27 protein-coding genes and 1 pseudogene are annotated in these 26,842 nt (G+C 42.9%); 10 read left to right on the top strand and 18 right to left on the bottom strand.

Going from position 1 to position 26,842, the window contains the following annotated elements; translation table 11 throughout:
- Positions 1–232: 232 nt before the first annotated feature.
- Positions 233–856 (bottom strand): helix-turn-helix domain-containing protein, encoded by a 624-nt coding sequence (locus R7F07_RS05700; RefSeq protein WP_005376429.1) that lies wholly within the window; start codon positions 854–856, stop codon positions 233–235.
- Between the two features lie 379 nt (positions 857–1,235).
- Here R7F07_RS05700 and R7F07_RS05695 point away from each other — a divergent pair, with 379 nt between their 5' ends.
- From R7F07_RS05695 to gcvP, 3 genes are all read left to right on the top strand, one after another.
- Positions 1,236–2,531, top strand: coding sequence for a serine hydroxymethyltransferase (locus tag R7F07_RS05695; RefSeq protein ID WP_005376430.1), 1,296 nt, complete (start codon positions 1,236–1,238; stop codon positions 2,529–2,531).
- Positions 2,532–2,584: 53 nt separating this feature from the next.
- The gene (gcvH, locus tag R7F07_RS05690) at positions 2,585–2,965 is read left to right on the top strand and encodes a glycine cleavage system protein GcvH (protein ID WP_005376432.1); all 381 of its coding nucleotides are present in this window, start codon (positions 2,585–2,587) and stop codon (positions 2,963–2,965) included.
- Between the two features lie 126 nt (positions 2,966–3,091).
- A complete protein-coding gene (gene gcvP / locus R7F07_RS05685; RefSeq protein WP_017820968.1) occupies positions 3,092–5,956 on the top strand; it encodes an aminomethyl-transferring glycine dehydrogenase in 2,865 nt (954 codons plus the stop codon).
- 239 nt (positions 5,957–6,195) lie between these two features.
- Here the strand turns inward: gcvP and R7F07_RS05680 are convergent, their stop codons facing one another.
- The 3 genes from R7F07_RS05680 to R7F07_RS05670 all read right to left on the bottom strand — a co-directional run bounded on the left by R7F07_RS05680 (position 6,196) and on the right by R7F07_RS05670 (position 8,847).
- Complete coding sequence (locus R7F07_RS05680; protein ID WP_137282666.1) at positions 6,196–6,597, bottom strand: VOC family protein; 402 nt, start codon at positions 6,595–6,597, stop codon at positions 6,196–6,198.
- Positions 6,598–6,847: 250 nt separating this feature from the next.
- Complete coding sequence (locus R7F07_RS05675; RefSeq protein ID WP_025998578.1) at positions 6,848–7,675, bottom strand: MBL fold metallo-hydrolase; 828 nt, start codon at positions 7,673–7,675, stop codon at positions 6,848–6,850.
- Between the two features lie 266 nt (positions 7,676–7,941).
- A complete protein-coding gene (locus tag R7F07_RS05670; RefSeq protein WP_033906526.1) occupies positions 7,942–8,847 on the bottom strand; it encodes a LysR family transcriptional regulator in 906 nt (301 codons plus the stop codon).
- Positions 8,848–8,940: 93 nt separating this feature from the next.
- Between R7F07_RS05670 and R7F07_RS05665 the strand changes: the two genes are divergently transcribed.
- From R7F07_RS05665 to R7F07_RS05655, 3 genes are all read left to right on the top strand, one after another.
- Positions 8,941–9,852 (top strand): DMT family transporter, encoded by a 912-nt coding sequence (locus R7F07_RS05665; protein WP_171342922.1) that lies wholly within the window; start codon positions 8,941–8,943, stop codon positions 9,850–9,852.
- A 197-nt stretch (positions 9,853–10,049) separates the two neighbouring features.
- Positions 10,050–10,511, top strand: a complete 462-nt coding sequence (locus R7F07_RS05660; RefSeq protein WP_005376442.1) for a carboxymuconolactone decarboxylase family protein — start codon at positions 10,050–10,052, stop codon at positions 10,509–10,511.
- A 104-nt stretch (positions 10,512–10,615) separates the two neighbouring features.
- Positions 10,616–11,356 (top strand): helix-turn-helix domain-containing protein, encoded by a 741-nt coding sequence (locus R7F07_RS05655; protein ID WP_170960428.1) that lies wholly within the window; start codon positions 10,616–10,618, stop codon positions 11,354–11,356.
- A 119-nt stretch (positions 11,357–11,475) separates the two neighbouring features.
- Here R7F07_RS05655 and R7F07_RS05650 read toward each other — a convergent pair whose 3' ends face one another.
- From R7F07_RS05650 to R7F07_RS05635, 4 genes and pseudogenes are all read right to left on the bottom strand, one after another.
- On the bottom strand, positions 11,476–11,970 hold the full coding sequence (locus tag R7F07_RS05650) for a YcxB family protein (protein ID WP_064369273.1): 495 nt from the start codon (positions 11,968–11,970) through the stop codon (positions 11,476–11,478).
- A gap of 223 nt (positions 11,971–12,193) precedes the next feature.
- The gene (locus tag R7F07_RS05645) at positions 12,194–12,454 is read right to left on the bottom strand and encodes a DUF5062 family protein (protein ID WP_005376453.1); all 261 of its coding nucleotides are present in this window, start codon (positions 12,452–12,454) and stop codon (positions 12,194–12,196) included.
- Positions 12,455–12,536: 82 nt separating this feature from the next.
- Positions 12,537–12,893, bottom strand: a pseudogene (locus R7F07_RS05640) (threonine aldolase); the annotation flags it as partial.
- A 12-nt stretch (positions 12,894–12,905) separates the two neighbouring features.
- Positions 12,906–13,757 (bottom strand): immunity 49 family protein, encoded by an 852-nt coding sequence (locus tag R7F07_RS05635; protein WP_318110459.1) that lies wholly within the window; start codon positions 13,755–13,757, stop codon positions 12,906–12,908.
- Positions 13,758–14,113: 356 nt separating this feature from the next.
- Here R7F07_RS05635 and R7F07_RS05630 point away from each other — a divergent pair, with 356 nt between their 5' ends.
- From R7F07_RS05630 to R7F07_RS05620, 3 genes are all read left to right on the top strand, one after another.
- Entirely contained in the window at positions 14,114–14,728 is a 615-nt protein-coding gene (locus R7F07_RS05630) for a PolC-type DNA polymerase III (protein WP_005376459.1), read from the top strand.
- Between the two features lie 173 nt (positions 14,729–14,901).
- Positions 14,902–16,662, top strand: coding sequence for an ABC transporter ATP-binding protein/permease (locus tag R7F07_RS05625; RefSeq protein WP_171342920.1), 1,761 nt, complete (start codon positions 14,902–14,904; stop codon positions 16,660–16,662).
- A 502-nt stretch (positions 16,663–17,164) separates the two neighbouring features.
- A complete protein-coding gene (locus R7F07_RS05620; protein ID WP_005376463.1) occupies positions 17,165–17,557 on the top strand; it encodes a hypothetical protein in 393 nt (130 codons plus the stop codon).
- A 40-nt stretch (positions 17,558–17,597) separates the two neighbouring features.
- Here the strand turns inward: R7F07_RS05620 and R7F07_RS05615 are convergent, their stop codons facing one another.
- The 4 genes from R7F07_RS05615 to R7F07_RS05600 form a co-directional block, all read right to left on the bottom strand.
- Positions 17,598–18,602, bottom strand: a complete 1,005-nt coding sequence (locus tag R7F07_RS05615; protein ID WP_005388760.1) for a metal-dependent hydrolase — start codon at positions 18,600–18,602, stop codon at positions 17,598–17,600.
- 328 nt (positions 18,603–18,930) lie between these two features.
- Complete coding sequence (locus tag R7F07_RS05610; protein WP_042520759.1) at positions 18,931–19,389, bottom strand: hypothetical protein; 459 nt, start codon at positions 19,387–19,389, stop codon at positions 18,931–18,933.
- A gap of 93 nt (positions 19,390–19,482) precedes the next feature.
- On the bottom strand, positions 19,483–20,511 hold the full coding sequence (locus tag R7F07_RS05605; protein ID WP_025767820.1) for a phospholipase A: 1,029 nt from the start codon (positions 20,509–20,511) through the stop codon (positions 19,483–19,485).
- 226 nt (positions 20,512–20,737) lie between these two features.
- Entirely contained in the window at positions 20,738–21,241 is a 504-nt protein-coding gene (locus R7F07_RS05600) for a DUF2938 domain-containing protein (RefSeq protein WP_025767821.1), read from the bottom strand.
- 84 nt (positions 21,242–21,325) lie between these two features.
- Here R7F07_RS05600 and R7F07_RS05595 point away from each other — a divergent pair, with 84 nt between their 5' ends.
- A complete protein-coding gene (locus tag R7F07_RS05595) occupies positions 21,326–21,733 on the top strand; it encodes a helix-turn-helix domain-containing protein (RefSeq protein ID WP_044129544.1) in 408 nt (135 codons plus the stop codon).
- 72 nt (positions 21,734–21,805) lie between these two features.
- Here the strand turns inward: R7F07_RS05595 and def are convergent, their stop codons facing one another.
- From def to R7F07_RS05565, 6 genes are all read right to left on the bottom strand, one after another.
- Positions 21,806–22,312, bottom strand: a complete 507-nt coding sequence (def, locus tag R7F07_RS05590) for a peptide deformylase (protein ID WP_042520757.1) — start codon at positions 22,310–22,312, stop codon at positions 21,806–21,808.
- 234 nt (positions 22,313–22,546) lie between these two features.
- The gene (locus tag R7F07_RS05585; protein WP_171342919.1) at positions 22,547–23,011 is read right to left on the bottom strand and encodes an ABZJ_00895 family protein; all 465 of its coding nucleotides are present in this window, start codon (positions 23,009–23,011) and stop codon (positions 22,547–22,549) included.
- A gap of 32 nt (positions 23,012–23,043) precedes the next feature.
- On the bottom strand, positions 23,044–23,373 hold the full coding sequence (locus R7F07_RS05580; RefSeq protein WP_017820979.1) for a YceK/YidQ family lipoprotein: 330 nt from the start codon (positions 23,371–23,373) through the stop codon (positions 23,044–23,046).
- Between the two features lie 392 nt (positions 23,374–23,765).
- Positions 23,766–24,305, bottom strand: a complete 540-nt coding sequence (locus tag R7F07_RS05575) for a tetratricopeptide repeat protein (protein ID WP_064354738.1) — start codon at positions 24,303–24,305, stop codon at positions 23,766–23,768.
- Position 24,306: 1 nt separating this feature from the next.
- Positions 24,307–25,077, bottom strand: coding sequence for a hypothetical protein (locus tag R7F07_RS05570; protein WP_154204326.1), 771 nt, complete (start codon positions 25,075–25,077; stop codon positions 24,307–24,309).
- Positions 25,078–25,373: 296 nt separating this feature from the next.
- On the bottom strand, positions 25,374–26,819 hold the full coding sequence (locus tag R7F07_RS05565) for an AGE family epimerase/isomerase (RefSeq protein WP_171342918.1): 1,446 nt from the start codon (positions 26,817–26,819) through the stop codon (positions 25,374–25,376).
- Positions 26,820–26,842 lie beyond the last annotated feature (23 nt).

Raw genomic sequence — 26,842 nt, 5'->3', positions numbered from 1 at the left:
ATGCTATCGGCATTCGATGTGTTTCCAATAATAAACATGGCTCATTCTATTTTGCACGAACAAGACGTAGATCGACTTGCAAAAGTGTGACTCTTAACATTTTAATCACAACAAATCGTACAAAAAAAGCGCTTTAATGAGCAAGTTCTCATCAAAAAAGCGCCTTTTCATCATAACGACCACCAACAGCAATCGTTTGCTTTCACTATAGGAAATTTACAAGTATTTATCACTATTTGGCTGTCACCCACAAAATGAGCGCATCTTCCTCGCTAACACTGGTCAACATATGTCCCATATTTGCATCGTAATAAACGCTGTCTCCCTCGCTTAAAACAACAGGTTCGTAAAACTCAGAATAGAACATAACCTCGCCAGATAAGATAAGTAAAAATTCTTCGCCGTCATGACGAACCCAGTCTTTATATTCATCAAAACTACGAGCTCGAATTTGGCTCTTAAACGGCATCATTTTCTTATTGGAAAGTTGTGTCGCGAGCAGTTCATGTTCATAGGTTTGTGTTGGGTGTGGTTTACCTTCATTCTTCTTGGTAACATCCCTGCGCCCTGTCGCTACCTTTTTTCTAGGTGGCTCAAAGAGTTGTGGCATGTCAATTTGTAAGCCTAGTGCCAATTTTTGCATCGCTTGAAACGTCGGGGAGATCTGCTCATTTTCTATTTTGCTCAGTGTAGATCGAGCAAGCCCGGTTCGCTGACTGGCCTCTTCTAATGTGATACCGAGTTTCGAGCGGATATCCTTAATACGCTGGCCCAGTTTTAACGGCTCAATATTTTGGTCATGTTGCTCTTTTGCCAACGTCATCGATGGGTATTCATCGTAAATACTTTCTGCCATAAATCCCTCTATAGATATCCATATTTTTTGTCTTACTCGCATTGTGCATGAAGCACATAGTGGATAGAAGTCCACCAAGTGAATTAAACCGTGCTCTTGTTAACAAATTTTGAAATCTTGTTTCCTATAGGAAATTTTTGGTTGATTGTTCCCGCCACAGGCGCTATGTTACCAACTTGTTAGATGTAGAGATGCATATTTCCGTAAGAGATTGGTAAAAGAAACACGCAATCCAACGGAGTTTTTGCCCAAATTTAGGGCCGGATGTTCACTCTGTTCTGCTACGCAGTTCAGCTGTTTTTGAGGACAAATGAACCACAACCGCAAATCATAACTCATCTATTGCGGGTTCATTTTCAGATTTGGAAGGTCAACTACCATGAATAAGAGTTACCCTAACCACAGCTTGGAAAACTTTTTCTCTACCAACCTCTCTGCGACAGATGATGCTGTCTTTGCTGGAATTCAAGCGGAATCCGCTCGCCAAAACGAACAAATCGAACTTATCGCTTCTGAGAACATTGTTTCTAAAGCGGTAATGCAAGCTCAAGGCACATGCCTAACAAACAAATACGCTGAAGGGTACCCAGGTCGCCGTTACTATGGTGGTTGTGAGCACGTAGATACAGTGGAAGCCATTGCTATCGAACGCGCAAAAAAACTTTTCAATTGTGAATACGCAAACGTTCAACCACACTCAGGGGCACAAGCAAACGGTGCAGTAAAGCTGGCACTGCTTCAACCTGGTGACACCATTCTTGGTATGTCTTTAGACGCAGGTGGTCACCTGACGCACGGCGCACGCCCTGCACTTTCTGGTAAATGGTTTAATGCAGTTCAATACGGTGTTGATCGCGAAACACTGGAAATCAACTACGAAGATGTTCGTGAGCTAGCACTTGAGCACCAACCTAAAATGATCATCGCAGGTGGTAGCGCTATTCCACGTACTATCGACTTTGCAAAATTCCGTGAAATCGCAGACGAAGTAAATGCAATTCTTATGGTCGACATGGCACACATCGCCGGTCTTATCGCAACAGGCGCGCACCCTAGCCCACTGCCACACGCACACGTTGTTACGACTACAACACACAAAACATTGCGTGGCCCTCGCGGCGGTATGATTCTTACTAACCACGAAGACATCATTAAGAAAATCAACTCAGCCGTATTCCCTGGCCTACAAGGTGGCCCACTGATGCACGTTATCGCAGCCAAAGCGGTCGCATTTGGTGAAGCGCTTGGCCCTGAATTTAAAACTTATATTGATTCGGTGATCAATAACGCAAAAGTCCTAGCGGAAGTATTGCAAACTCGCGGTTGCGACATCGTAACTGGTGGCACAGACACGCACCTAATGCTGGTTGACCTTCGTCCGAAAGGGTTGAAAGGCAATAAAGCAGAAGAAGCTCTAGAGCGTGCTGGGATCACATGTAACAAAAATGGCATCCCATTCGATACAGAGAAGCCTATGATTACATCGGGCATCCGTTTAGGAACGCCTGCGGGTACAAGCCGCGGCTTTGGCGCTGAAGAATTCAAACTCATCGGTAATTGGATTGGTGACGTACTGGACGGTTTAGTGAACAACCCTGAAGGTGACGCAGAAGTTGAAAAACGCGTTCGCAAAGAAGTAAAAGAACTTTGCAGTCGCTTTCCTCTATACCAGTAAACGATTTTTTTAAAATCATAATAATTCCTGACAAGTTATTCGGAGATTAAGCAATGGACAAAACACTGAAGTTTGCAGATAGCCACGAGTGGGTACGTGACAACGGTGACGGCACAGTAACAATTGGTATTTCTGAGCATGCACAAGAAATGCTAGGTGACGTGGTATTCGTTGACCTACCAGACGTAGAAGACGAAGTTGAAGCAGGTGAAAGCTTCTCTCTCGTTGAATCTGTAAAAGCAGCGTCAGACATCTACGCACCAATCACTGGTGAAATCGTAGAAATCAATGAAGAACTAGAAGACAGCCCAGAGCTAATTAACGAAGAGCCGTACGAAGGTGGCTGGATCGTAAAAGTGAAGATGTCTGATGTATCTGAACTAGATAACCTGAAAGACGCAGACGAATACCTAAACTCTATCGAAGAAGAGTAATTAGGATGTGACGAAAGCTGTTCCCTAGCCTGTTTAGAGAACAGCTTTTTTTCTAGGTTCGGACGTATAATTTAATTTATCAGTAACGCAAATCCGTTACCCGAACCAAGGAGTAGGTAAAGGACAATGACTGAATTACTTCAAAGCCTCAGCACACAAAACGAGTTCGTTGCTCGCCACAATGGACCAAACAAATCTGACCAACAGAAAATGTTGGAAGCGATCAACGCAGTTAGCCTAGATTCGCTTATCGACGAAACCGTACCAGCACAAATTCGCCTAGAGCAACCAATGAGCTTGGCAGAAGCGAAAAGCGAAGCAGACATGCTGGCAGCAATGCGTAAGTTCGCCGATCAGAACCAAGTTAAACGTACATTCATTGGTCAGGGTTACTACAACACCTTCACGCCGAACGTGATTCTACGCAACGTGATGGAAAACCCGGGCTGGTACACTGCTTACACCCCTTACCAACCAGAAATCTCACAAGGTCGTTTAGAAGCACTTCTAAACTACCAACAAATGGTGATGGATCTTACTGGTATGGAAATCGCGAACGCGTCATTGCTCGATGAAGCAACGGCAGCAGCAGAAGCGATGACACTTTGTAAGCGTGCGGGTAAAAGCAAGAGCAACGTATTCTTCGTTGCTGACGACGTTCACCCACAAACCATCGAAGTAGTAAAAACTCGTGCGAAATTCATCGGCTTTGAAGTCTTGGTTGGTTCTTTAGAATCACTACCAGAGCAAGACGTGTTCGGCGCACTAGTTCAATACCCAAGTACAACAGGTGAAGTTCGTGACCTAACGGACATCATCGCTAAAGCGCAAGCAAACAAAACACTAGTGACTGTAGCAACGGACCTTCTTGCTTCTACCCTACTTAAACCTGCTGGTGAAATGGGCGCAGACGTAGCAATCGGTTCAGCACAACGTTTTGGCGTGCCGATGGGTTACGGCGGTCCACACGCTGCCTTCATGGCAACACGTGACAAGCACAAGCGTACTATGCCAGGTCGTGTTATCGGTGTTTCTATCGATACTAACGGCAACCAAGCACTGCGCATGGCAATGCAAACGCGTGAACAGCACATCCGTCGTGAAAAAGCGACATCAAACATCTGTACTGCTCAAGCACTGCTAGCGAACATGGCGTCTTTCTACGCGGTTTACCACGGCGCAGAAGGTCTACGCACGATTGCTCGTCGTACGCACCACATGACAGCCATCCTAGCCGCTGGCCTAACTAAAGGCGGCTTCGAGCTTGCTCACAACAGCTTCTTCGACACCATCACTATCAACACAGGTGCACAAACTGAAGACCTATACGCGAAAGCACTAGCCGCAGACATCAACCTACGTAAGTTGGGTACTCAGCTAGGTGTGAGCTTCGACGAAACCACAACCGTGGCAGATGTAGAAGCCCTATTCGCAGTATTCGGTGTGAAAGAAGAAGTCGCAGCACTATCAACTGAAATCGCAGGCAACGAGTTTGCAGCCATTCCAGAAGCATTGCGCCGCACAACAGAATATCTAACACACCCTGTGTTTAACACGCACCACAGCGAAACACAGATGATGCGTTACCTAAAACAGCTAGAGAACAAAGACTTCTCACTCACGCACGGCATGATCCCACTGGGCAGCTGTACGATGAAGCTGAACGCAGCAGCAGAGATGATCCCAGTTACTTGGCCTGAGTTTGGTTCGATCCACCCGTTCGCACCAGCAGAACAAGCAGCTGGTTACGCAGCACTCGCAAAAGATCTTAAAGAAAAGCTATGTGAAATCACTGGCTATGACGCATTCTCACTACAACCAAACTCTGGTGCATCGGGTGAGTACGCAGGTCTTATCGCGATTCAACGCTACCACGAAAGCCGTGGCGAAGGTCACCGCAACGTATGTTTGATCCCAAGCTCTGCGCACGGTACTAACCCTGCGACAGCATCTATGGTGTCAATGAAAGTGGTTGTGGTTAAGTGTGATGAAGAAGGCAACATCGACATCGACGACCTAGCAGCAAAAATCGAGAAACACAAAGACAACCTATCAAGCATTATGATCACTTACCCTTCTACGCACGGCGTTTACGAAGAGAAAGTGAAAGAAGTGTGTGAAATGGTTCATGCCGCTGGTGGTCAGGTTTACCTAGACGGCGCTAACATGAACGCGCAGGTTGGTCTAACATCACCAGGCTTCATCGGTTCAGACGTTTCTCACCTAAACCTACACAAAACCTTCTGCATCCCGCACGGTGGTGGCGGTCCGGGTATGGGTCCTATCGGTGTGAAATCTCACCTAGCTCCTTTCCTACCAGGGCATATTGAAGACGGTGTAGAAGGCGCAGATTTCGCAGTATCAGCAGCAGATATGGGTAGCGCTTCTATCCTACCTATCTCTTGGGCTTACATCGCAATGATGGGCGAAGCTGGCCTAACAGATGCTACAAAAGTAGCTATTCTGAACGCAAACTACGTGATGGAAACACTTCGCCAACACTACCCTGTTCTTTACCGTGGCAAAAATGGCCGCGTAGCGCACGAATGTATTATCGACATTCGTCCGCTGAAAGAAGAAACAGGTATCAGCGAAGAAGACATCGCGAAGCGTCTAATGGACTACGGTTTCCACGCACCAACTATGTCGTTCCCTGTAGCGGGCACGCTAATGGTTGAGCCAACGGAATCGGAAGATCTAGAAGAGCTGGACCGCTTCTGTGATGCGATGATCGCTATCCGCGAAGAAATGGAGAAAGTGAAAAACGGTGAATGGCCACTGGATAACAACCCACTTGTTAACGCGCCACACACTCAAGTTGATCTTTCAGCTGAAGATTGGGACCGCCCTTACTCTCGCGAGATTGGCTGCTTCCCGTCTAAAGCGACCAAATCTTGGAAGTACTGGCCAACGGTAAACCGCGTAGATAACGTATACGGCGACCGTAACCTAATCTGTTCATGCCCAAGCATCGATAACTACGAAGATTAATTTTTGTAGTCTCTAAATCGACAAAGGCGAACCGTTTGGTTCGCCTTTGTTTTTGGTGTGCCGCCCTAACATTTGTTGATACATCGAGAAGGAATGATGGCTAGTTATTGTTTGCACAAAAGTGATTTAGAAATACAGTGACTTCTGAGAACCTTTGAATTAGCACTAATATCTCAGAGCCTTAAAAGCTTGTTGGAAACTCCTCATGAACACTATGTTATGCAGGTGCTATGTAGTTTCTAGTTCAGTTGCAGTAAGTCCCATTTATTACCATAGAGATCTTGGAACACCACCACTGTCCCGTATTCTTCCACACGAGGCTCTTCATTAAATACAACACCATTTTTCTTCATCAACTCGTAGTCACGCCAAAAATCATTAGTTTGCAGAAACAGGAAAACACGGCCACCTGTTTGATTTCCTACTGCATGCGTTTGCTCCGGTGTACTCGCTTGAGCTAAAAGTAGGTTTGTACCATTGGAGTTTGGAGGAGAAACTTGAACCCAGCGTTTACCACCACCTAGGTTGGTATCTTCAACCAGAGTGAATTGAAGTTTTCGAGTATAGAATTCGATAGCATCGTCGTAATTTTCAACGACTAGAGCAATGTTTCCGATTTGCTGCTGAACAGTTTTGGCCATGATGATTTCCGCTGTGTCAAAACGCTAATTGTACGCTATTTTGAGACTTTTCTAGAAAGCACGTAACGCCTTGCAAATGTTTAAGGCACACAATACGAATGTTTACGCACAGCGCCTTTGCCACTAGAACCTACAAACAATATAGCTACCACAAGTGTCGAATCTTGATTGAGCAACTCATCAAAGCCTTAGCTATAACTCAAGAGCAAATCTCTAACCTAATAACGAAGGCTGCTCGTATACCACGGTATTATAGTTCTTCTAGTTTTCCCTTAGCTAAATCTTCTTGTTGCTTAAGGAACATGAAGAAGTTTGCCTCACTGATAAACGGGTTACCGCTTGTGCCGAGCTTCTTCCTATTTTCAAAAAGGAAATTTTTATGTGGATGGTTCGAAAGGTTAACGTTCACAATAGGTGCCTGTAGTGAAATTTTTCTAATTTTCTCCATGCTAGTCAGGAACTGGCCAATAACTTCTGGATCATTGCTACTTACGCTATGCCCACCAACGATAAAAGCACGATATTGTTCGCCATTATCTTCAACAGTGAAGTCTAAGGAATAATCACCTTCCGTGTGGCCAGGTGTGAGATAGAACTTAAACTCATGTCCACCAATAGCCATAGAGCTATCGCTTTTTATCTCTATGTCTAAATTTGGAGGAAGGAACTTGTTCTCACCTTCGCTTTTGTTTGATTGCTGTATAGATAGTTCATGAGCGCTTTTGGTCATCACAACTTTGGAACCATACTTCTCTTGAAGTAACTGGGCGCCTCCAACATGGTCAGAATGCCCATGAGTTACCAATATGTGCGTTATTGGCTTATCTTTTAGCCCTAGCTTTTCTAGGTTGATAGGTATCCACTCAGAGTAAGGGAAATCAAGCGTATCAATGATAACCAGTCCGTCGTCTGTAGCAATGGCATATGATGAGACCCACTTGTCTCCTACATAATAGACATTATCAAACATTTGAAATGGTTCTACATAACCGTTCTTATCATTCATTGCTGGAACATATTGACTTAAAGAAGCAAAAGACGAAGCACTTAAAAGTAAACCTACAACAATTTTTTTCACGAAATCACACACAAATATATCCTTAATAATTTCTTATAGAACCTCGCGGATGAGAAAGCTCTAAACGATTTTCAGACGCAAATACAACTGCAAATACTTTCTACTTAGCTTTAGTTTTAGCTGACCGAATCACTTGTAAACTCGAATCCCATTAACTGCCTATGTATTCATGATTCTTTTAGAGGTTAAATAAATGAACTCAATTGAAGCAGAGTCATGAAGCTTCAATTGAGGTTACCGGCACAGCACAATGTGATAAACCTCTTTCAAGCAAACATTTGAATGCGATTTTTCCAATTTAAGACATGTTCAATAAATGCATCAACTCTTGCAGGCCTTTTATCGCGGTCTCGATACATAATGAATACTTCTTTACCCGAGCATTGCCATTCTGGCAACAAAGGCAGCAGGTTATGTTGATCATGATTTAGCTCATGAAAGTAATAGGTTGGAATCCACGCAATTCCTAAACCATGGATGACGGCGTCTCTAACTAGCAGTACATCATTTGAAGTGAATTGAAACTTTAGCGGATGATCAAATGTTTCATTGGTGATTTGATTAACTAATTTCCATTGGCTGTCGTTGTTTACCGTAATTAGGCGATGATGAACAAGTTGTTCTGGATGGGTAATCGGTTGGTGTTGTTCTAAATAGCTTCGTGATGCACAAAGCGCAAATGGAATCGACCATAATTTCTGAGCAATCCAGTCTTGTTCAATAAGATCACCAAGACGAAAACTAACATCGACACGGTTAGATACAAGATTGATTTTTTCATTCTGTACATCTAAATCGATACATATCTTCGGATGTTGCTCTGCAAATTCATAAACGCACCGCTTTAACCACATCTGTGTCATGTTAATTGGCGCTGATATTTTGATCGTTCCGCTTAAAGACTGACGCTCAGTCGCAATTCTCGATGTCACATTATTTAAGCTAAGAAGTAACGGCTCACAGAGTTGATAATATTTTTCGCCATCAGTTGTTAACGCAAAGTGGTGTGCACTGCGGTTAAATAGTCTGCAATTTAAGTTTATTTCCAGCCTTTTTAACTTCCGGCTTAGCGTGGCTAACGGGACATTAAGACGCTCAGATGCTTGTGTTAGGCTTTGATAGCGAGCAACAGAAACGAATAACAAAAGGTCATCCAAAGAGTGACGTTCCATATTTGGGATTAACCCTCTTAAATTTGGCTATTAAAAATCAAATATGAAATATATAGCATTATCGCGTCAAGTTAATTTTTATCAGGAAGATCTATGTCTAAGCATTTATCAATTTGGTGCGGTGTTGTTGTCGCTATCTTTTTTTGGTCTAGTAACTTTAACGTAATAAAGGCTATTAATAGCGATGTCTCTCCTTTGGATTCAGCGACGTTACGATTTTCCGTTGCAGCTTTAATACTCTTAATGATAAGAGGTACTAAACGCTCTCCATATGGAGCCAAACTCACACGAAAAAGTATGTTGTCGTTGTTTGTTATAGCAACCGTGGGTGTAACTATCCAAAACTTCTCTATTTTCTCTGCAATGAGCTTTACTACCCCAGTTAACGCAGCGGTTGTTCAGGCAAATCTACCACTTGTCACTATCTTGTTGTCGGGCTTTATTCTCAAAACTTCCATTTCGGTTAAAACTATTTTAGGTGCACTAATCAGTTTTTGTGGAGTGGTAATCGTCATTACAGGGGGAAATATTCATTCTATTAGCAGCAATAGTAATATTGGTGATCTATACATGTTATTTGCTTTAATTAGTGGGTGTTTATACACAATTCTAGCTAAGCGTTTAACATCTCATATCCCAGTAACTCAGCAGTTACGTTGGGTGTTAAGTATTGGTGCCATTCAAATGGTCGCTATAGCGATGTACCACGGCGACTTTAGCCTTAGCTTAAATGCCATAACATTTAAAGACCTAGCATTAATAGCTTACATGAGCCTGTTTGGAACTTTGATTGCTTATTACTTTTGGATGAAAGGCGCTATCGTTCTTGGTCCAGATAAGATGTCTCCATTATTTAATATTATGCCGGTATTCACTCTACTGATTTCGTTCATTTCTGGTGAGCAGACTCAATGGGAAAATGTTTTAGGCGTCTTTATCGTTGCGGCTGGTGTGTATATAGGTAACTCAGCACCTTTTGCTCGTTTACGGAAGGTGGTGGAGTAAAAATAGACGCCAACCTTAAGTCGCAATATTTAGCGCAATACTTTGTTAATTGGCATAAGTTTTCTTGGTTTCCAATAGGTACATTTTTTCGCTTTCGTCGTTCACTCTTTTATCTAACTTTATTGAGTGCATGTCGAAAATCTTCAATCTTTTGCTAAGAGCGTTTTTTACTATGTAAAAAACAGAGGAGAATGACCATGAAAAAACGACTCAACTATATTGAAGTAGCGCCAAAAGCAATAGAAATCCTATACGCTCAGGAAGCTTACTTCCATGAACAATTTAGCCAATCAGAAACTATGAACATGATCATATGGGAACTGGTTAAGTTACGCATATCGCAAATCAATCAATGTGCATTTTGTATCGACATGCATAGTAAAGATGCGCTTAAGTTAGGTGAAAAGCCGGAACGCATATGGGGGCTTAGTGCATGGAAAGATATGCCATTCTACAGCGATGCAGAACACGTTGCGCTTGGCTGGGCTGAATTACTAACTGCTGGCCTACCAGTAGATGATGATACCTATCAGCTGACCTTGAATACCTTTGGAGAAGAAGCTATGGTCAACCTAACAATTGCGATCAACGCGATCAACAGTTGGAACCGAATAGTTAAGGCATTTAAGCCAAAGGTTGGAGTCTATAAACCTCGATAATTCTATTTGACGGTTCTTACTTGTAAGCCACTGCTTATGCCTCAACTTTATATGATGAAAAGTACATGTGTATCACTTTCTCATTTAAGTTGAGGTTAAATAGGATGATTCATTTGAACTTAGAATTTGATATTTTAAAACCTCAAAAGGCTTTAGCTGGCTATGTTCAAGCCATTTGGTCAGCATCCGTCAAACCTGATACGACGCAAACCGTACGTAAACAATTACTCAGTGATGCTGGTACAGGTGTGGTATTCATTTTACAGAATGAAGTACAAATGGATGGTGAGTGGCAAACGCCGGGGGTTGTCCTACTGCCTATAAGCATTCTCGCACATCAGGTCTGCCTACCGCCAGGCGCGGTGATGACTGGCGTACGCTTTCATCCTGCTGTTGGTTATCAACTATTTGGTAAACGTCTAGAACAGCTATTGCGGATTCAAGACGACCACCCTTTGGCTTCTTCTGCGCTAGCAACATTTGAGTCTCTGCAAACAGCGCGTTCGCCATATGCAAGGATTTCTACGTTATATCGCTGGGTTCAAACACTGATTGAGGAATATGAACCGCAGTATGTCGGCCACATTATTGACCAACCTACAGGGACCATCAGTCAGCGCCAGAGAGAGCGCAATTTTCAGAAATGGTTGGGGATTACTCCTAAACATTACCAACGCATTAAACGAGTGAAGCACACTTTAGAGCAACTCCGAGCGCAACCCGATCTTACTTTATCGGAGTTGGCGCTGGAGCAAGGTTTTTCCGATCAAGCACACATGACTAGAGAGTGTAAGCAGATTGCGCGCATGACACCGAAGCAGTATGTCCGAAAGAGAAACCTCTAAACCTTATTAGCTTTCTACATCAAACCCCATTGATTCAGAATCGACCATATACTTGTTACAATGTTCGATCATATATCACCTACTTTTTCGATCGCTCATTCCAGCTTGATGTGAGTTGGTTAGCTCGCTTTTGATGCCGCGTGCTGCTCTACCATAAACGCGATCACTTCTTCGTTTAAGCAAGATTTGCTGATGTATTGGCGTTGTTTACCAAGGTGAAGGATAAAGCCCAAATCAGTTTGTTCGAGTTGGTCGATATCATTCCAAGCGAGGCTGCGGTCAACTTTACCGCTTTTGTAGCGTACGCCATCTGCATTCACTTCAAACACCACTTTACTGCCGCGACTTGAGCTGATGGTTTGACGCCACAGCCACCAAGTTCTTTTGAAGTAAACGCTGCACGCTTCAATCACACTCAATACGATAAAGAACCAACCGACATAACCGTTTGGTAGCAGTTCAAACTCCAATAAAACCACACCAAAGATAAGAAACAGCATCCCTTTTAGGTACGCTTGTGGGAACTTCGTTGGCTGGCTAGTTTGATCATAACATTCAGCAAAGAAAGGTTTGTCGAGTGTGTATTCTGTAGTGAATTCGAAATCTTTAGACATGTATGGTTACTTCAAGGCTTCTGTAAATGAGTAATCTTGGTTGCACTCTCGCAACGCCTGCATTGTAGCGCTTCTCGGGATTTATCTTTAGTCATTTTGATTCTGTTTTGTAAATCAATGATACCGCCACGCCAAAAGACCTCGGTGCACTCGCCAATATCAAACAAGGCGAACCATTTGGCTCGCCTAGTTAATTAATGACCTATATGACTTATGAGGTTTTCTACTTTAGAGGGTCGTTGTCTGGCAATGCACTGTGTATCCAGACTGCCAGTCGGTGTTTGATGCTTGCGCCGTCTAGCTTGCTTTCCGGTAATGGGGTGATCTGTTTGGCATCAACCAAGAATAGGTAAATCGCTTTTACTCTTAGAGGTTGTGGTGACTGAGGAAGGTCAAAGCCTTGTAGCTTCGCCATCTTCCCACCAATCTCTAGTGCCTTCTTAACCAGTTTGTCTTCATTGTGAAGTTTGGAGCTTTTTGACATTGATAAATCCTCTTCTTCGCTTCAATTAAGAATACATGAAGTGTCGCGTATGGCGTGTTAGTAAGCTCGCATATTGATAAGTTTATGCCTTCTTACCGAGTAACTGATTGAAAAACGACCTTAATTCGTCATCACCAAGATTGAGCAGGTAGTCACCAATATACCATTCAACAATCGATTGATTTGGATGTGCCGTGACTTGCGGGTTACCAAATCAAATGCCCTTTTCCATGGCAAACGTGTGTTGGAGTTCTTTCAACTTTTCACAGCTGAAAGGTAGGATAAGGTGCAACATGTTTGCTTTCGGTTGGGTTGGTCTTACCGCCAAAGATGGGAACTCATCAATGATCTTGTAGATCTGTTTTGTTCGCTCAAACAGAGCCGGCAGCTGCGCCAACCTTTCATCGAACGGCATTGCCGCAGACACTACATAAGGTGTTCCATTAATGATTTATTTAGAACAGAGATCATGCTCACCGTAAACGAGCCACTTTGGCAAATATGCGGTTTCTGGAATTGTCCAGCCATACTTATCGTATGCCAATGCAGCAAGACCAATCAGTTTCAAAGAAACATTTCCTTTTGGCGAATAGCGAACATCTTCATTCATGTAGAACTGGTAATGCGCCTCTAACGCATCCCTCAGTGCCTCTTGATAATGTGCCTCATCGCCATCGATAATGGCAACAAACACATTCACAAATGGAATAAACAAAGAGTGTACATATGGCACTCTGGTTGATTCTAAGTATTGCGGAGAAGATTTCTCCATCACAGTTTGCAATAACTCAGGTAACGCTGATGAATTGCTAAATACACCGTTAACGAACTCGACTAGCGCAACATCGAATGGATCTTTTAAACGCACTAACGACTCATCCATGATGGTCATCAGCTCTACGCAGCGCCAATCTCTCGCGGCCATCGTTAAACAGATTTCATCCAACCAAGCATCCATCGTTCCCCCTGCAACAGAACGGTTACCTACTTCCGAAAAATGTCGGTGCCCAACGGAGAATTCAACCACTTGGTCTGAATGATTGGCCAGCAAGTAGACGTTATTCAGTAACTCAAGCGCCCTTTTTATATAAGCTGGCGAGGCCTGATGTTGTCCATATTTTGAAGCAGTAAAAAATGCCTCAAGCGAATCCCAAGCATCGCCTTTCATTCTTTTAAGAGGTTGCTTATAAAAAGATTGTTTTTCATCAAGCATTCTTTCCCAGAAGCTGTAGAAATCTTCATCTTCTTCACGAAAAATACGCAATTTTCTTTCTTCAGGTATATCTAAATAGTGATTTTTCATTGGTACCCTAGCCTCGTATTATAGTTGTTATAATTTTTCGCCGTGAAGATGTTCATTCTCAAAATCAAGCAGTGAATGATGCCGAAGTTGATTTATAAAATCAATTTATAATCAGTATGTTGTATCGAAAGTTAATGCTTAATTGAAATGAATCGAAAAGCCGAAAAACATTTGAAATATAAGGCTACCGCACAAGCCGCGATGGGTAAGCCAGAACGTACCTGTCCATAAACAGTGGACGACGAACACTGACTTTGTGGAGTAAAGATAGACAGATATTCACCATTGTGTTCGCCTTTCTTTTTCTGTCGCTTTCGATAATACTCTTGCGCAATATTACTCAGCTGGAAAATTTTATGCCTCAAGCAAACTCTGTGGTCGTACTCGACTTTGAAACCACAGGTCTCTCTCCTACTTTAGGTGATCGCGCAATAGAAATTGGTGCAGTAAAGTTAGTCAATGGCGAGGTTGTCGATAGTTTTCAGCAACTCATGAATCCCGGTTTCAGAGTGAGTTCTTTCATTGAGAACTACACCGGCATTACCAACAATATGTTGCGATCGGCACCAAGCTGCGAAGAGGTAATGGCGTCATTTAGTGAGTTCATTGCAGGCGAAAACCTTATCGCTCACAACGCGTCCTTCGATAAACGATTTTTAGATGCGGAGCTTGAACGAATCAACTGTGGTTATTCGGGTGAGTTTGCTTGCTCCTTACTAGTGGCAAGACGGCTCATTCAAGAAGCCCCATCACATAAGCTAGGTGAACTTGTTCGCTATAAAAATATCGACAACGACGGTGTTTTCCACCGAGCACTAGCCGATGCGCAAATGACAGCCAAGCTTTGGCTCTTAATGGTCGAAGGGATAGAAAACTCAGGCGTCGAAAAACCAAGTTTTCAGTTGATGCAAACGGTCAGTAAAACAGCCAAAGGAAAAGTCGACCTGCTACTCGCCAAAAGCCGTGCGTAACCCCCTCCGAACTAAAAGCTGATTCTAGTCTCTTAGACGTTTAAGTGATTTTCGATATACATGCGATATTGGTTATCCCAGTTAATTTCCTAATCCGAAAGCGGCAGTTCGCTGGTCTCACCAACCAAACTGGCTTACTATGCCAGGTACCTAAAACGCTTTGTGAGTCACTCATGAGCAGAAAAAATAACAAAAATCTCAGCATTCTTCTTAAACTCAACACCTTTATTGCACCTTATAAATGGCGGGTTGCGGCAGCCTTGGTTGCCCTTGTCGCGACAGCAAGTTTGACGTTATCCGTTGGCTATGGAGTGCGCATTCTTATCGACCAAGGCTTTGCTCAGCAATCATTGCAAGAGCTCACCAATGCGATTCAGTTTATTGTCGGTGTCACATTGTGTATTGCCATTGGGACTTTCTTTCGCTTTTACCTTGTCTCTGCCGTAGGTGAGCGCGTTAGTGCGGATATTCGCCTTGCGGTGTTTAACCATGTGATTACGCTGCATCCGAGCTATTTTGAGACTAACAGTAGTGGCGACATAATGTCGCGCCTGACTACCGATACCACATTGCTGCAAAGCATTATTGGTTCATCGTTCTCGATGGCGATGCGTAGCGCTTTGATGTGTTTTGGTGCCATCATTATGTTATTCGCTACCAACGTTAAGCTCACGCTGATTGTGCTTGCTTCTGTGCCTTTGGTTTTGGTGCCAATTTTGTTTTATGGACGACGCGTGCGTGCTCTCTCTCGCCAAAGTCAGGACTCAATGGCCGATGTCGGAAGCTACGCTGGAGAAGCGGTAGAACATATTAAAACCGTGCAAAGTTTTAGCTCAGAGTCGCATGAACGAGCGGCTTTCGCTGTCGAGGTGGAAAAAGCTTATGAAATAGGCAGACAGAGAGTAAAACAGCGCGCGATCCTGATATCAGGCGTTATTGTGATTGTGTTCAGCGCGATTTCAGGCATGCTTTGGGTAGGCGGCAGCGATGTGATTCACGGAAAAATGTCTGCGGGTGACCTAGCCGCATTTGTGTTTTATGCCATTATGGTTGCCTCATCGACTGCAACCATTTCCGAAGTCATGGGTGAATTGCAAAGAGCCGCAGGTGCTACCGAACGGCTGATTGAGATCCTTCAAGTAGACAGCGATATTAAAGCGCCGAACAACTATTTGCCTGTCCGTTCCGACATGCCTGCTGAGGTTAACTTTAATTCGGTGAGTTTCAACTACCCTTCTCGCCCAAATCAACCAGCAATCAAAGAATTAAATCTAACCGCTGAACAAGGAAAAGTACTGGCGTTAGTCGGCCCTTCTGGTGCAGGTAAAACAACACTATTCGAACTGCTGCAACGATTTTATGACCCACAGCAAGGGCAAGTGTTGTTTGGTGGTGAAGATATTCGACAGTTCAACCCAAACGAGCTTCGACGCCAAATGGCGCTCGTACCACAACAACCAGCGCTGTTTAGCCATGATGTTTTTCATAATATTCGCTACGGTAATCCTGAAGCGACGGATGAACAAGTTATCGAAGCCGCGAAAAAAGCCCATGCCCATGAGTTTATTGAGAAGCATCCCGAAGGCTATCACAGCTTTTTAGGCGAGCGCGGCGTTAGGCTATCGGGCGGACAAAAGCAGCGTATTGCGATTGCTCGCGCGATTCTAAAAGATCCAAAAATCTTACTGCTAGACGAAGCTACCAGCGCCCTTGATAGTGAAAGTGAACATCACGTTCAGCAAGCACTTGAAGCTCTAATGAAAGGACGCACAACGCTGATCATTGCTCATCGTCTTTCGACTATCCAACATGCGGATAAAATTGCGGTGCTTGACAACGGCGAGTTAGTCGATGTTGGTAACCACCAATCATTAATGCAAAGCTGTGAGTTGTATCAGCGACTTGTGGCATTGCAATTTAAGCACTTGGAGTAACGCCTAGTTAAGCGTTCAAAAGTAAGTAAAGGCGAACAAAGTAATTTAATAACAATAGCTTAACGATGTTTTTTTGTATCAGTCCTGTGAACCCTGGCGAGACTAGGGATCTGATAGCAGTGCGCTGAGTGGTTAATGAGATAATTTAGACCATGAAGAGCTAGGATAGAAGATCCCACATCATGTCCCATCGTCGCTGTACAAGGTGACGAAATACAAAAGATGCCACTCGCAGTTAAACGAGCGGCATTAAACCAAGCAGCTCGCCTTTTAACAAAGGAATTCCAGTAAGAATCCAGTAACGAGCGTATTCTCCCTTCAACTAGAAACACTCGTTCACAACTACCATATAAAACCCAATCAACTTCATTTGTAACAATTAAGGTTTCAAAAATAGGAAATCATTACTGAAAAAGTTTACCGCGTTTTGTGTTGCTATCTATGGTTACAATGCTTGAGACATCAATGCCTTCAAACCAAGCAACACAAAAGCGGCACCGATATGAACAGCGAAGCGAAACAACTATTTTCTTATCTATGTCAGCGATACGATGCGCTTTCTCAAGAGCTTGAGTCTCGTCCTTTTCCTGAATTTTCTGAGACTATTACTCATCCTCTTGGGCACTGTTTAGTCCGTTGCCCAGCAGGTAGCCAACGCTTTTCTATTGTAGCAGTCAACTTTGCACCCTCCGTTCGCGGGCAAGGCGTGCTTACTGCATTTATCGACTACATCAAAAGCAATCCTTACCACTACCAAGGTGTTGAGGTTGCAATCATTGAAAACAAGAACTTAGCTAAACGGCTTTTGTCTCTTGGCTGGAAGTACAAGTCCCTGTTTGGCAAGATTTTCTTCGCTAGCAAGCCGACCCTAGTAAAGGACTTTCAGTCTGCGTAATAGTTATTACGAAACCGCATCGACATCCAAAGTAAAACCATCACTCAAAATCCGTAAGCATGTTGAAAAAAACTTGGCGATCTTCTGCAGTACTTCCTCGATGAGCAGTGTATTCAACGTGCGCGTCTGCGCTGGCTTTTGGGGATAGATTGATGCCCCATAACGCATTAATTTGGTTTGGTACGATGGAATAACGCATATCAACAATTCGCATTTCATTATTCGGATCCGTCGCTACAAAACCGTTTGAAAACCAACGGAAACGTTCGATGTCTCTTGCTTGTTGCGATTGCGGGTTTAGCCACGGAAATTGCTCTTTTATATTTAACTTTGGAGTTGATTCGCCAGGGTAAATTTTTATTGAACGCCCCACCCTTACGGCATCTACATAGTAGCTCTCTTCCGTTTCATAAATTAGTTTCCAAACCAAAAGATTGCTGAAACTTGGTTTGGCTTTTAATTGTATAGCGTTGTGTTGTCGCTCTTTGACGATTTCCCAACCAGCTACTTCTGCTCTATCTCGTTGTATCGTTCCAAGACTTAGGTAAGCCAGGCACCATAAAAATGCAATGCGGGCATAGTTTGGGCTTCGCTTCAGTGCAACAAACAAAAGCAATATTAAAATAGGGAGTGTGAACGCGGGGTCGATTACCGAAATAGTGTTCCAAGCATAACGCGTGTTGCTTATCGGCCATAGAAGCTGTGTTCCATAACTGGTGCATGCGTCTAATAACGCATGGGTACTATAACCAAGCGCGCAGTAAAACCAACTCTGCCGGAAGCTTAGTCCTCGCTTTTTTGCGAACAATGGATACAACACCAAAGCACAAATGAAACTACCAAACGGGATAAACAAGAGCGAGTGAGTAAATTGGCGATGGTATTCCAAATACAGCAAAGGATCAGTTGAAGAACGGATGAGCACATCTAAATCCGGAGCCATCCCAGAGACCACGCCCAACACGCCAACAACTGCAAGGTTTCGCTTGTTGCTCACGGCCAGTGGCAAAGCTGCACCCAATAAACCTTGCGTTAACGGATCCATCGTTCACTTCCTTTAGATAGATGAAGCTCAGCTGGAAAGCGTACACGCTCAATAGTCGGTTCCAATTTAAAAACCAGAAGGTTCTTCGACATAAATTATCCGCATTTAAGTGGAAAACAATACACGACTTAGTCATGCATTTGCTTGTTTAGCAACAAACACCTTGATTTAGTGTAAGAAGGAATCACGCCGTTCGCTAGTGAACGAACAAATCTGAGTCTAGGCTTGTTTGGTATTTCAAACCCGAAGGTTTACCTGACGCGAAAAAACAAGGCGATCCAAATGGCTCGCCTTGTTTCTAATTTACTGAACGATAAACGACAGGTGTTTAGTCTTGAGGATTCTCTTTCGCGTTGATTTCAGCGTAAGTGTGTAGCAGCTCCGTCAATGTTTTTACCCACGCAAAAACATCCGAAGGTGCATTTTCGATTAGTTTTTCCACTAGAGCACAGTGTGTTTCTAGCGTGATGGCCTCTTCCAAACGGAATGAGAGCGCGTAGAAATGCCAAAGCACCAATCTCGTCATTCTCTCGCTATTTTGCTTTGCGTTGTCTGAGTCATCAAACGCTTGTTGAATTTCACTCAGTGCGATTGCTGTCATGCGTAGCATTGCATCAAGACGTGCAGACAACATGCGGTCTTCACTATCCACTTCTTCTTGATCAAAAGTGAACAGCTCATTCATCACGTCTTCTGGCACCATTTTACTGATCATACGAGCACTAAACTCTTCCAGCTCATGGCGAGGCATAGTTACAAGACAATCGAAGGTGTAATCACGAAGCATAAAATCACTCTAGGTTAGAAATCAATTTCAGCCTCGCATTCTAAATATTGAAATTTCAATTGCCAGTGTTAATTTCTATCCATCTACGAAAAACTACAAAACACCGTTGATTGCAATACCAACACCAATCCGCTGCTGATTATGATCATAGTCGATCAAGCTCTTACCATAACCAGCTGAGTATTGTGCGTACCCCTGAACTTTGCCCCAAATCGGAAATGACACACCCAGTTCTGCAAAACCCTTATGTGTTTGAAAGTTCTGGCGACCTAAAAAGGTAAACTCGTAACCATTCCACTTGTAAGCACTCGATAGCTCAAAGTGTCCCATATAGTCTTCGATATCCGGGTTATCATCACCTTTGGGATCATTAGGCGATGTCTTTTCATCTTCAGGTATACGCCACCAAGGCTGGATAGAAACCGCAAAATTGTCTTTTGCAAAGGTTACGTTGGCATAGACACGGTTCCAACTGCGCGATAGCTCCTGTCTCTGACCGTTAGACTCATGTTCAATACCAAAACCTAACCAAGTCGAACCATCAAGTGGTTTCCAGTCTGTTGGGGTGTAGTAAAAAAGCTCTGGACGATAATTGGTTTCACGGAATGGACGAGATGCTGCACCCGTGTATACCTGCCAAAATGATTTAAGAGTCATTCCAAAAAACAGACCATCGCCATCAAACAACAAGTCATCATAGTTCATTGGTACTTTAAAACTGATTTGGAACTCCGCCTCTTCCTTACGCAGTTCATCGCCGTATTTGGTGTCGGCATACGCGCGTTTATTTACACGATCACTGTATGTAAACGGAAGAATATAGTTAACGCGATGCGCGACCAGACTAAACGGTTCGAACGCGTTTTCTCGTTCTGATTCCAAACGCTTGTCGACCAAACTTTCCTGAAGCTCTTCAGGCTCTTCAATTTCTGGATCTGCGGGCACTGTGCTGGTTACTGTGTCAAGCTCACACTGCGCGCGAATGCTCTTTATGGTTTCCTCAACTTTGCTTTGCTTTATTTTGTCTAGCAAACATAAATCATAAGCACTGGCTGTTTCTCCCATCGCAACTGGCGCTGCCAATAAACTCAGTATTGATATCCCTGCCACTTTTGAAGCCATCTGAAACCCTTAATATTCTTTATGTCAAATCAGATAATTTTAGTTTTTCTTGGTAAACCGTTTGCCATTCTGACGTTAAGGCAATGTTAAATGTCCGCCGACTTTACGTCTTGTATAAATTCAACAGACTTTAGACATATCGGTCAACTATGATCAAAGCGCAAAAAACAACCAAGAGTTGAGCATCATAGATAAAAACCACTCGTTTGCATGATGCTCATGTTCTCTATGCAAAATACTGGCTCGTAACTTTGATTGCAAACCCGGCTATGAATAAACCCAAACCATAACCCAAATGCGCCAATGTGCTAAGAAAACGGGCTTTCCAAGGTGTTGGGGTTTTACTCGCAGCAAAACCAAATCCTAGACAAGGTTGAATGACCAAAAATGGGAAGATCAACGTTACCACGCCTGTAATTAAGCTGGGCATTAGACTGGGCTCTACCAACCAATGATGACCAAAAACAGTAACGTGAGCCAAAGCGAAAGTAACGCCGATGGCATAATGCAAAAACCAGCCAAGTGACTTTTCTCCCGGCATCGCCTCTGACGCCATAATTGGCGCATGCATAAACTTTCCTTGGGGCATGTACAAAACCCAGCGCGCAACCAACGCATAGTTTAATGAAGGAATACCAAACACTCTCCTTTGTAACCATGCCCATAAATCCATTATCAAAGTGGCACCAATCCCTATTAGCACCGCTTGCAATCCCATTAAAAGCAGCATTTTTCTCTCCTCAAGTTTTTGATTTGTTAAGGTCTTAGTTGCATGCTACAACTTAAAGCCAACTTGAAGTCAATGGGGAATAATATGGATATTGCAGAAGTGGTTAGAAAATCAGGATTGCCGACTTCAACGCTCAGGTATTACGAACAGCTGGGGTTAATTCGCTCGATAGGAAGGAATGGATTGAGACGCCAATATTCACCAGAGGTACTCAATACACTCAATTTAATTAGTTTGGGGCGTATCGCTGGAATATCGCTTAACGAAATGGCAGAAATGTTGAATCAATCAGAAGTTTCAAAGCCATATATCGATCGTGACTTACTAACGAAAAAGGCACTTGAGATTGATGAGCAAATAAAACGTTTGAAAGCGGTGCGAGACAGCCTAAACCATGTTGCCTCCTGCCCTCATGAGTCACATATGGACTGTTCTTCATTTCAGAAGCTTATGAAGGTCGTAAAGCGTTATGTCCCCCAAAAACAGAGATAAACCGCTCTCACTACCTTCCTATTCTTGATTTACAAGGAAGTAACTCGCGGTTGTGAGTTACTTCCTTTCATATTACTTAGCTTGCGATTTTACGTACTTCTTCACTTTTTTCATCGCCATTTTTTGCTTTAACGGTGAAAGGTAATCAATGAACAAGTTACCAGATAGGTGATCAATTTCGTGCTGCATCACAATCGCTAAGAACTCATCACTCTCGATTGTAATCGGGTTGCCATCACGGTCTAGTGCAGAAACAACAACTGACGTGTAACGCTCTACATCTGCGTAGTACTCAGGAACAGAGAGGCATCCCTCTTGACCAAGTGCTTTGTTTTCTCCGCTCACCACTTCTGGGTTGACTAAGATTAAAGGATCATTGCGTTCGTCAGAGATATCGATGACAACAACCGCCTCTTTTCTGCCTACTTGGGTTGAAGCTAAACCGATACCATTGCCCGTTGCGTAAAGTGTTTCTAGCATATCGTCGATCAACGTTTGTATTGTCGATACATCAGTGACTTTTTCTGCTTTTACTTTAAGCCTTGGATCAGGAATTGAGAGAATTTCGAGGACTGCCATACTTACCTTTCATATCTATAAATCGTAATTCGTGGCGAATTATACACACGTTTCTCGATACATAAACCTGCTAAGCTATCTTGCGCACAAGGCATAAACCATTAACTCAAACGACAACACAATAAATGGGTTTGCCTTTTAGACAAAAAATCCTACAAACAGGAAACTAAAACGCCAGCACATTATGGCTGGCGTCTTGTCATGATCCTAATTGAATCGTTTGTTGTATTTTATCTACTGACTTTCCTTGGCTTTGAGTAATACTCTAATCGCCATTTTCTCACCACTTTTTAAAATTAAGTAGGCGATGCCAATCGTTATTAGCATTATGATAGCAATAAAAATACTTACCCCACCGAGCTCAGATAATAAATAAAACGGAGAAATATCTAACGACATTAAGATAAGAGAGAACACTACCAAACTTGCTAAAGTCCACAGTAAAACAGCATACCATCTTGTTTTTGTTGGCATTACATCTCCAGTCTTGTAGCCGAAGTAATAACCAACACTCATGGCTGGGATTAACGTGCTAAGAAAGCCTGTACCACTCATTTCTATCCCAACAATATATTCAATGGCCAACAGCAATGCAGCCCAACAAACGGACGCCAGACACAACAGAGACGTAACAAGAAGTACCGATGGTGGCTGGTTTATTTCTGATTCTGAATAGTTATTTTTTAATTCCACTTTCATTTCCTTCCATTTATTTGAATAAAATAAGCGTTTTAGATCATGCTTCCGCTTGGACAACCTAGAGAAACAACACCGCCATAACTCGTTGTTGGCGTAACTACCATGACTAAATCAACAGGAAGAAACACAACGTCCGTTGCTAACGACAAAGGAATGTCAATCAATGATAGTGGGTATAACGCGATAGAAGTAATATCAGCTCTTAAATAGCAAGGTTGTCGTGCGACTGATAACGCGGTGCCTGAAAACGGCTTTCCGTATCCGCCACCAGCATGCGCATCTATAGACGAACACCCCACCATTAAAGATGCTGACACCACAAGAAATACAACTTGTAGCTTTTTAAATAGTTTTATTTTCATTTAACCTAGATTCCAACTAACTATTATTTTTACAACTAAACCCTCTCTCAAATTGTATGTTCAATGAATTTACTCATATGGGCCAAGTGCAACCATGTTAATACGTTCTATGTATTAGAAACAATTCATTTATTTCCAATGACACTAGTGAGATCATGCGACGTGATTGGAATCTCACTTAAGTTTTCATGGACCTATCGCGCTGAAAATTGAATCCTCTACCTGTCATAGAATAAAAAGCCGTCAAAACCAGTTGGTTCTGACGGCTTTTTATTTTCTATTACACACTCGATTATTGTTGCAGCTTCGCTGTGGCTTCTACTGCTTTGTAGAAGTCCAGCACTCTCTGTTTGAGGTTCGATTAAAACCCTATAAAACATTAAGCCGCAATATTAATTGAGTTGTTCTATATAGCGATTCAGCTCTACCGCATATGTTTTTTGATCAATCGCAGTGTCACCTATTTCTTCATCTAGAAATCCAAGTAGCATTTGTGCACCACCTTCACCATTATTTAACGCTTGCGTCAAGTAATAGGCTGAAAGCACCTTATTTTCAGGTAAACCACAGCCATCATCATACAAACATGATCCTAAATAAAATTGTGCACTAGCCAACCCATCATCAGCAGCCTCTGAGATTAAAGAAAAGCCCCGCTTAACATCCATGACTTTTGGCTCTTTCAGAAGGATTACCCCTAAAAGCTCTTTACTATGAACATCATCCACTTCGATAGCTTTGATCAATAAAGACTTTGCTCCTTGCACATCACCTTGTTCATAAAATTTATTTGCTTCGCTGTACAACTGCTCTGGAGCTTCTCGGTTCTTAGTTAGGAGGCTTTCTGTCGTTTTAGTTGCCTCAAACTTTGACGTAGTATCGTTACATGCCGTAACAAGGAGCACTACGAATAAAACGTTAACAATTCTCATGTTATTCCCATGTACATTTGATAAACAAGACTGCTGTCGAGTATGAATCGTCATACTGACCGCTTACAATTTGAAACTTTGTATTGATCGGAGCTTTAGCACTAGCTTCACACATATTGGCAATTTGACCACGAACATAAGCACTCGAATCAAAGTTATACTTGTCTTCTTGAGAAATTATACTTGCTAATGAAACTCTAGATAGTTGAGGAGCTTTCCCATATTCCCTTTCGACTTTCAAATACTTCACATTAACAATCAAAATGCAGCCAGATGATTCTAGATTTGCATTGTGTACTCGATTAGCTAGTACTCTAACGTTTTGTCGGATAATATCAAAGAGAAGCATAGCTCTGCCTTTCTGTAATACCATCCCTAAGGCCATGGCCCTTCCACTATTTGCTTTCATTGCAGTAGAAGCTAGAGTTGACGACTGTATTGGAGCTAGAGACGAAAATTTACGTGAAGGAATAACAGCTTTATTTTTCCAGTGCATTCGATCTGTTAACATACCAGACTTAACCGCCATGTTGCGATCTATCTGTTCCTTAAGCTTTTGTAACCTTTTCTCACCTGTAATATCATTTGGAAGCTTACGTAATGGTCCCGCAAGAGAAGTATCTTTTATGGTATTAACGGGAATTTTCTCATTATCTAATTTGCTTCTTAGTTCGACACAAGAGCTAAATAGTTTGTCAGCTGGATACATGTAATTAATGTAGTTGATTGATAACGGCGTATCTCTCTCGTGCGTTAGTATAGAAATGTACATAATGATTCTCTCAAAACCATTATTATGAACAGGATTGCATAAAGTTCCAAGCTCTAAGTTGTCCTAGTTGTGAGATATACCCTAATCAATGAAAGTTAATTTATAGTTAGATATTTGTTAGAAACACTCAGCGGTCATTACAAATAAACATTCGTTAACTATATGTGTTGTCACCATTACATGTAAGATTATTAAAAATAAAGGCTAACCAGTTGGTTAGCCTTTATTGATATTACTGCTACAATTTTGCTTTGGCTTTTACGCGGACTTTAACTAACACATCACCATCGACCAACCTAAGGTCGAATATTGGTGAATGTCGCGGTGGTGACTCCATCACTTTGTGACGACAACGATTTTACGTCTGCGCTAAAGTAATACGGATTAAGTGGCATTTTATTCTCTGCTGGTCGCGCGTAGTAAAGCTTGGCGGGCTGTTTTGCCATTTGTTGCGCGTACAAATACCCGACCAACGCATGTTCAAACTGGTGGTAACCATTTCCCCAATGGAACGCTTTGGTTGATTTAGGGCTTAGACCGACCCCTCCATATTGATGATCCACCCATACATCCATAAAAGTGGGTAACGTGTATTGAAGCGTTTCTTTCATCGAACCATCAATAAGGGAAACTGTCATTGCCGCTTGATCGAGCTCTGCCCATTCCCAAGACGAGCTATAGTGCTTGTATGGTCTTGATTGCCAAGCAGGAATGCTCTCTTGCGTCCATTTACTCTGCCATTCTGGTGAGAAAAGCGCTTTGACTTGCTCAAAGTTTTGCTGGTATTGCGCTTGCTTAAGCGTGTGTTTCATTCCTTTGAAACCAAACTCTGTCCACTTTGAATTTTCCAACAACTGACCTGTCAGATACGTCATCCAATACGCCTTGATGGTGTGTCCAAAATCATTGTGTTTCGCATCTGGCATCATTACCGCTTTGTGGTGTATCGCGCCATAAAAGCGCTGCTCTTTGACGGAATGGTAGTTATCTATCATCACTTGCGTCAGCCATTGCAGATCTTGCTTCCACTTGGCTTGCGCTGGCGGTGGTAAAAGTGGCGCCGTTAACAACAGATAGCCATTGATCTGGTCAAGTTGAGCGACTAGCTCTTGCTGCTTCGCACTTTCCCCATCACCGTCTTTCAAAACCCAAGCCAGACCGCGATCATCGCTTCGTCGGTATTGTTTAAATATAAACGCTTGCTGGTCGATGAGCGCTTGTTCGACCTTTGGATCTTGAGTCAAGTAGTAGTACATCGCCAAACCCACCAAGGCGTAAGCTTGGTCTTGAGAAGTTCGTTGTTGCCACTCCATCCCCGGTTTCCCACTACGCGTAAAGCTCACAAAGCCGCCGTTTTTCTCATCTTGTAGGTGATCAATCAGGTAATAAGCCCCTTTCTTTGCCAGCTCTAATGCTTGCTTGTCACCCGTAAGATGAAAAAGCACGCCATAAGCGTAAGTTTGGCGCGATTTCATGCGGGTGTATTCGCGATCGAAGTGCGGGATAATCCACTCTTTGTTTAATTCTTCACACGGCTTTTGTGGGTCGAGAATGACACCGTTATCACAACGAAAAGTCGGAAAATTCCCCGCAGGTTGTCCATGCGCGCTTTCCATCATCCAATATGGGGCTAGGCCATTCGTCACATGGTTTAACCAATCATCCCCCGAAGGCAGGCCTACATCAGCAAAGCTGCTCATGCTCGTCGTTGCGAGCAATAAGGTAAGATATTTAAAAGACATAACACTCAATTAAGTTATTGAAT

The sequence above is a fragment of the Vibrio sp. YT-16 genome, from assembly GCF_033337405.1.
Classification (GTDB): Bacteria; Pseudomonadota; Gammaproteobacteria; order Enterobacterales; family Vibrionaceae; genus Vibrio; species Vibrio alginolyticus.
The sequence above is the reverse complement of the archived record's forward strand: the minus strand, read 5'-3'. Positions and strand labels throughout refer to the sequence as shown.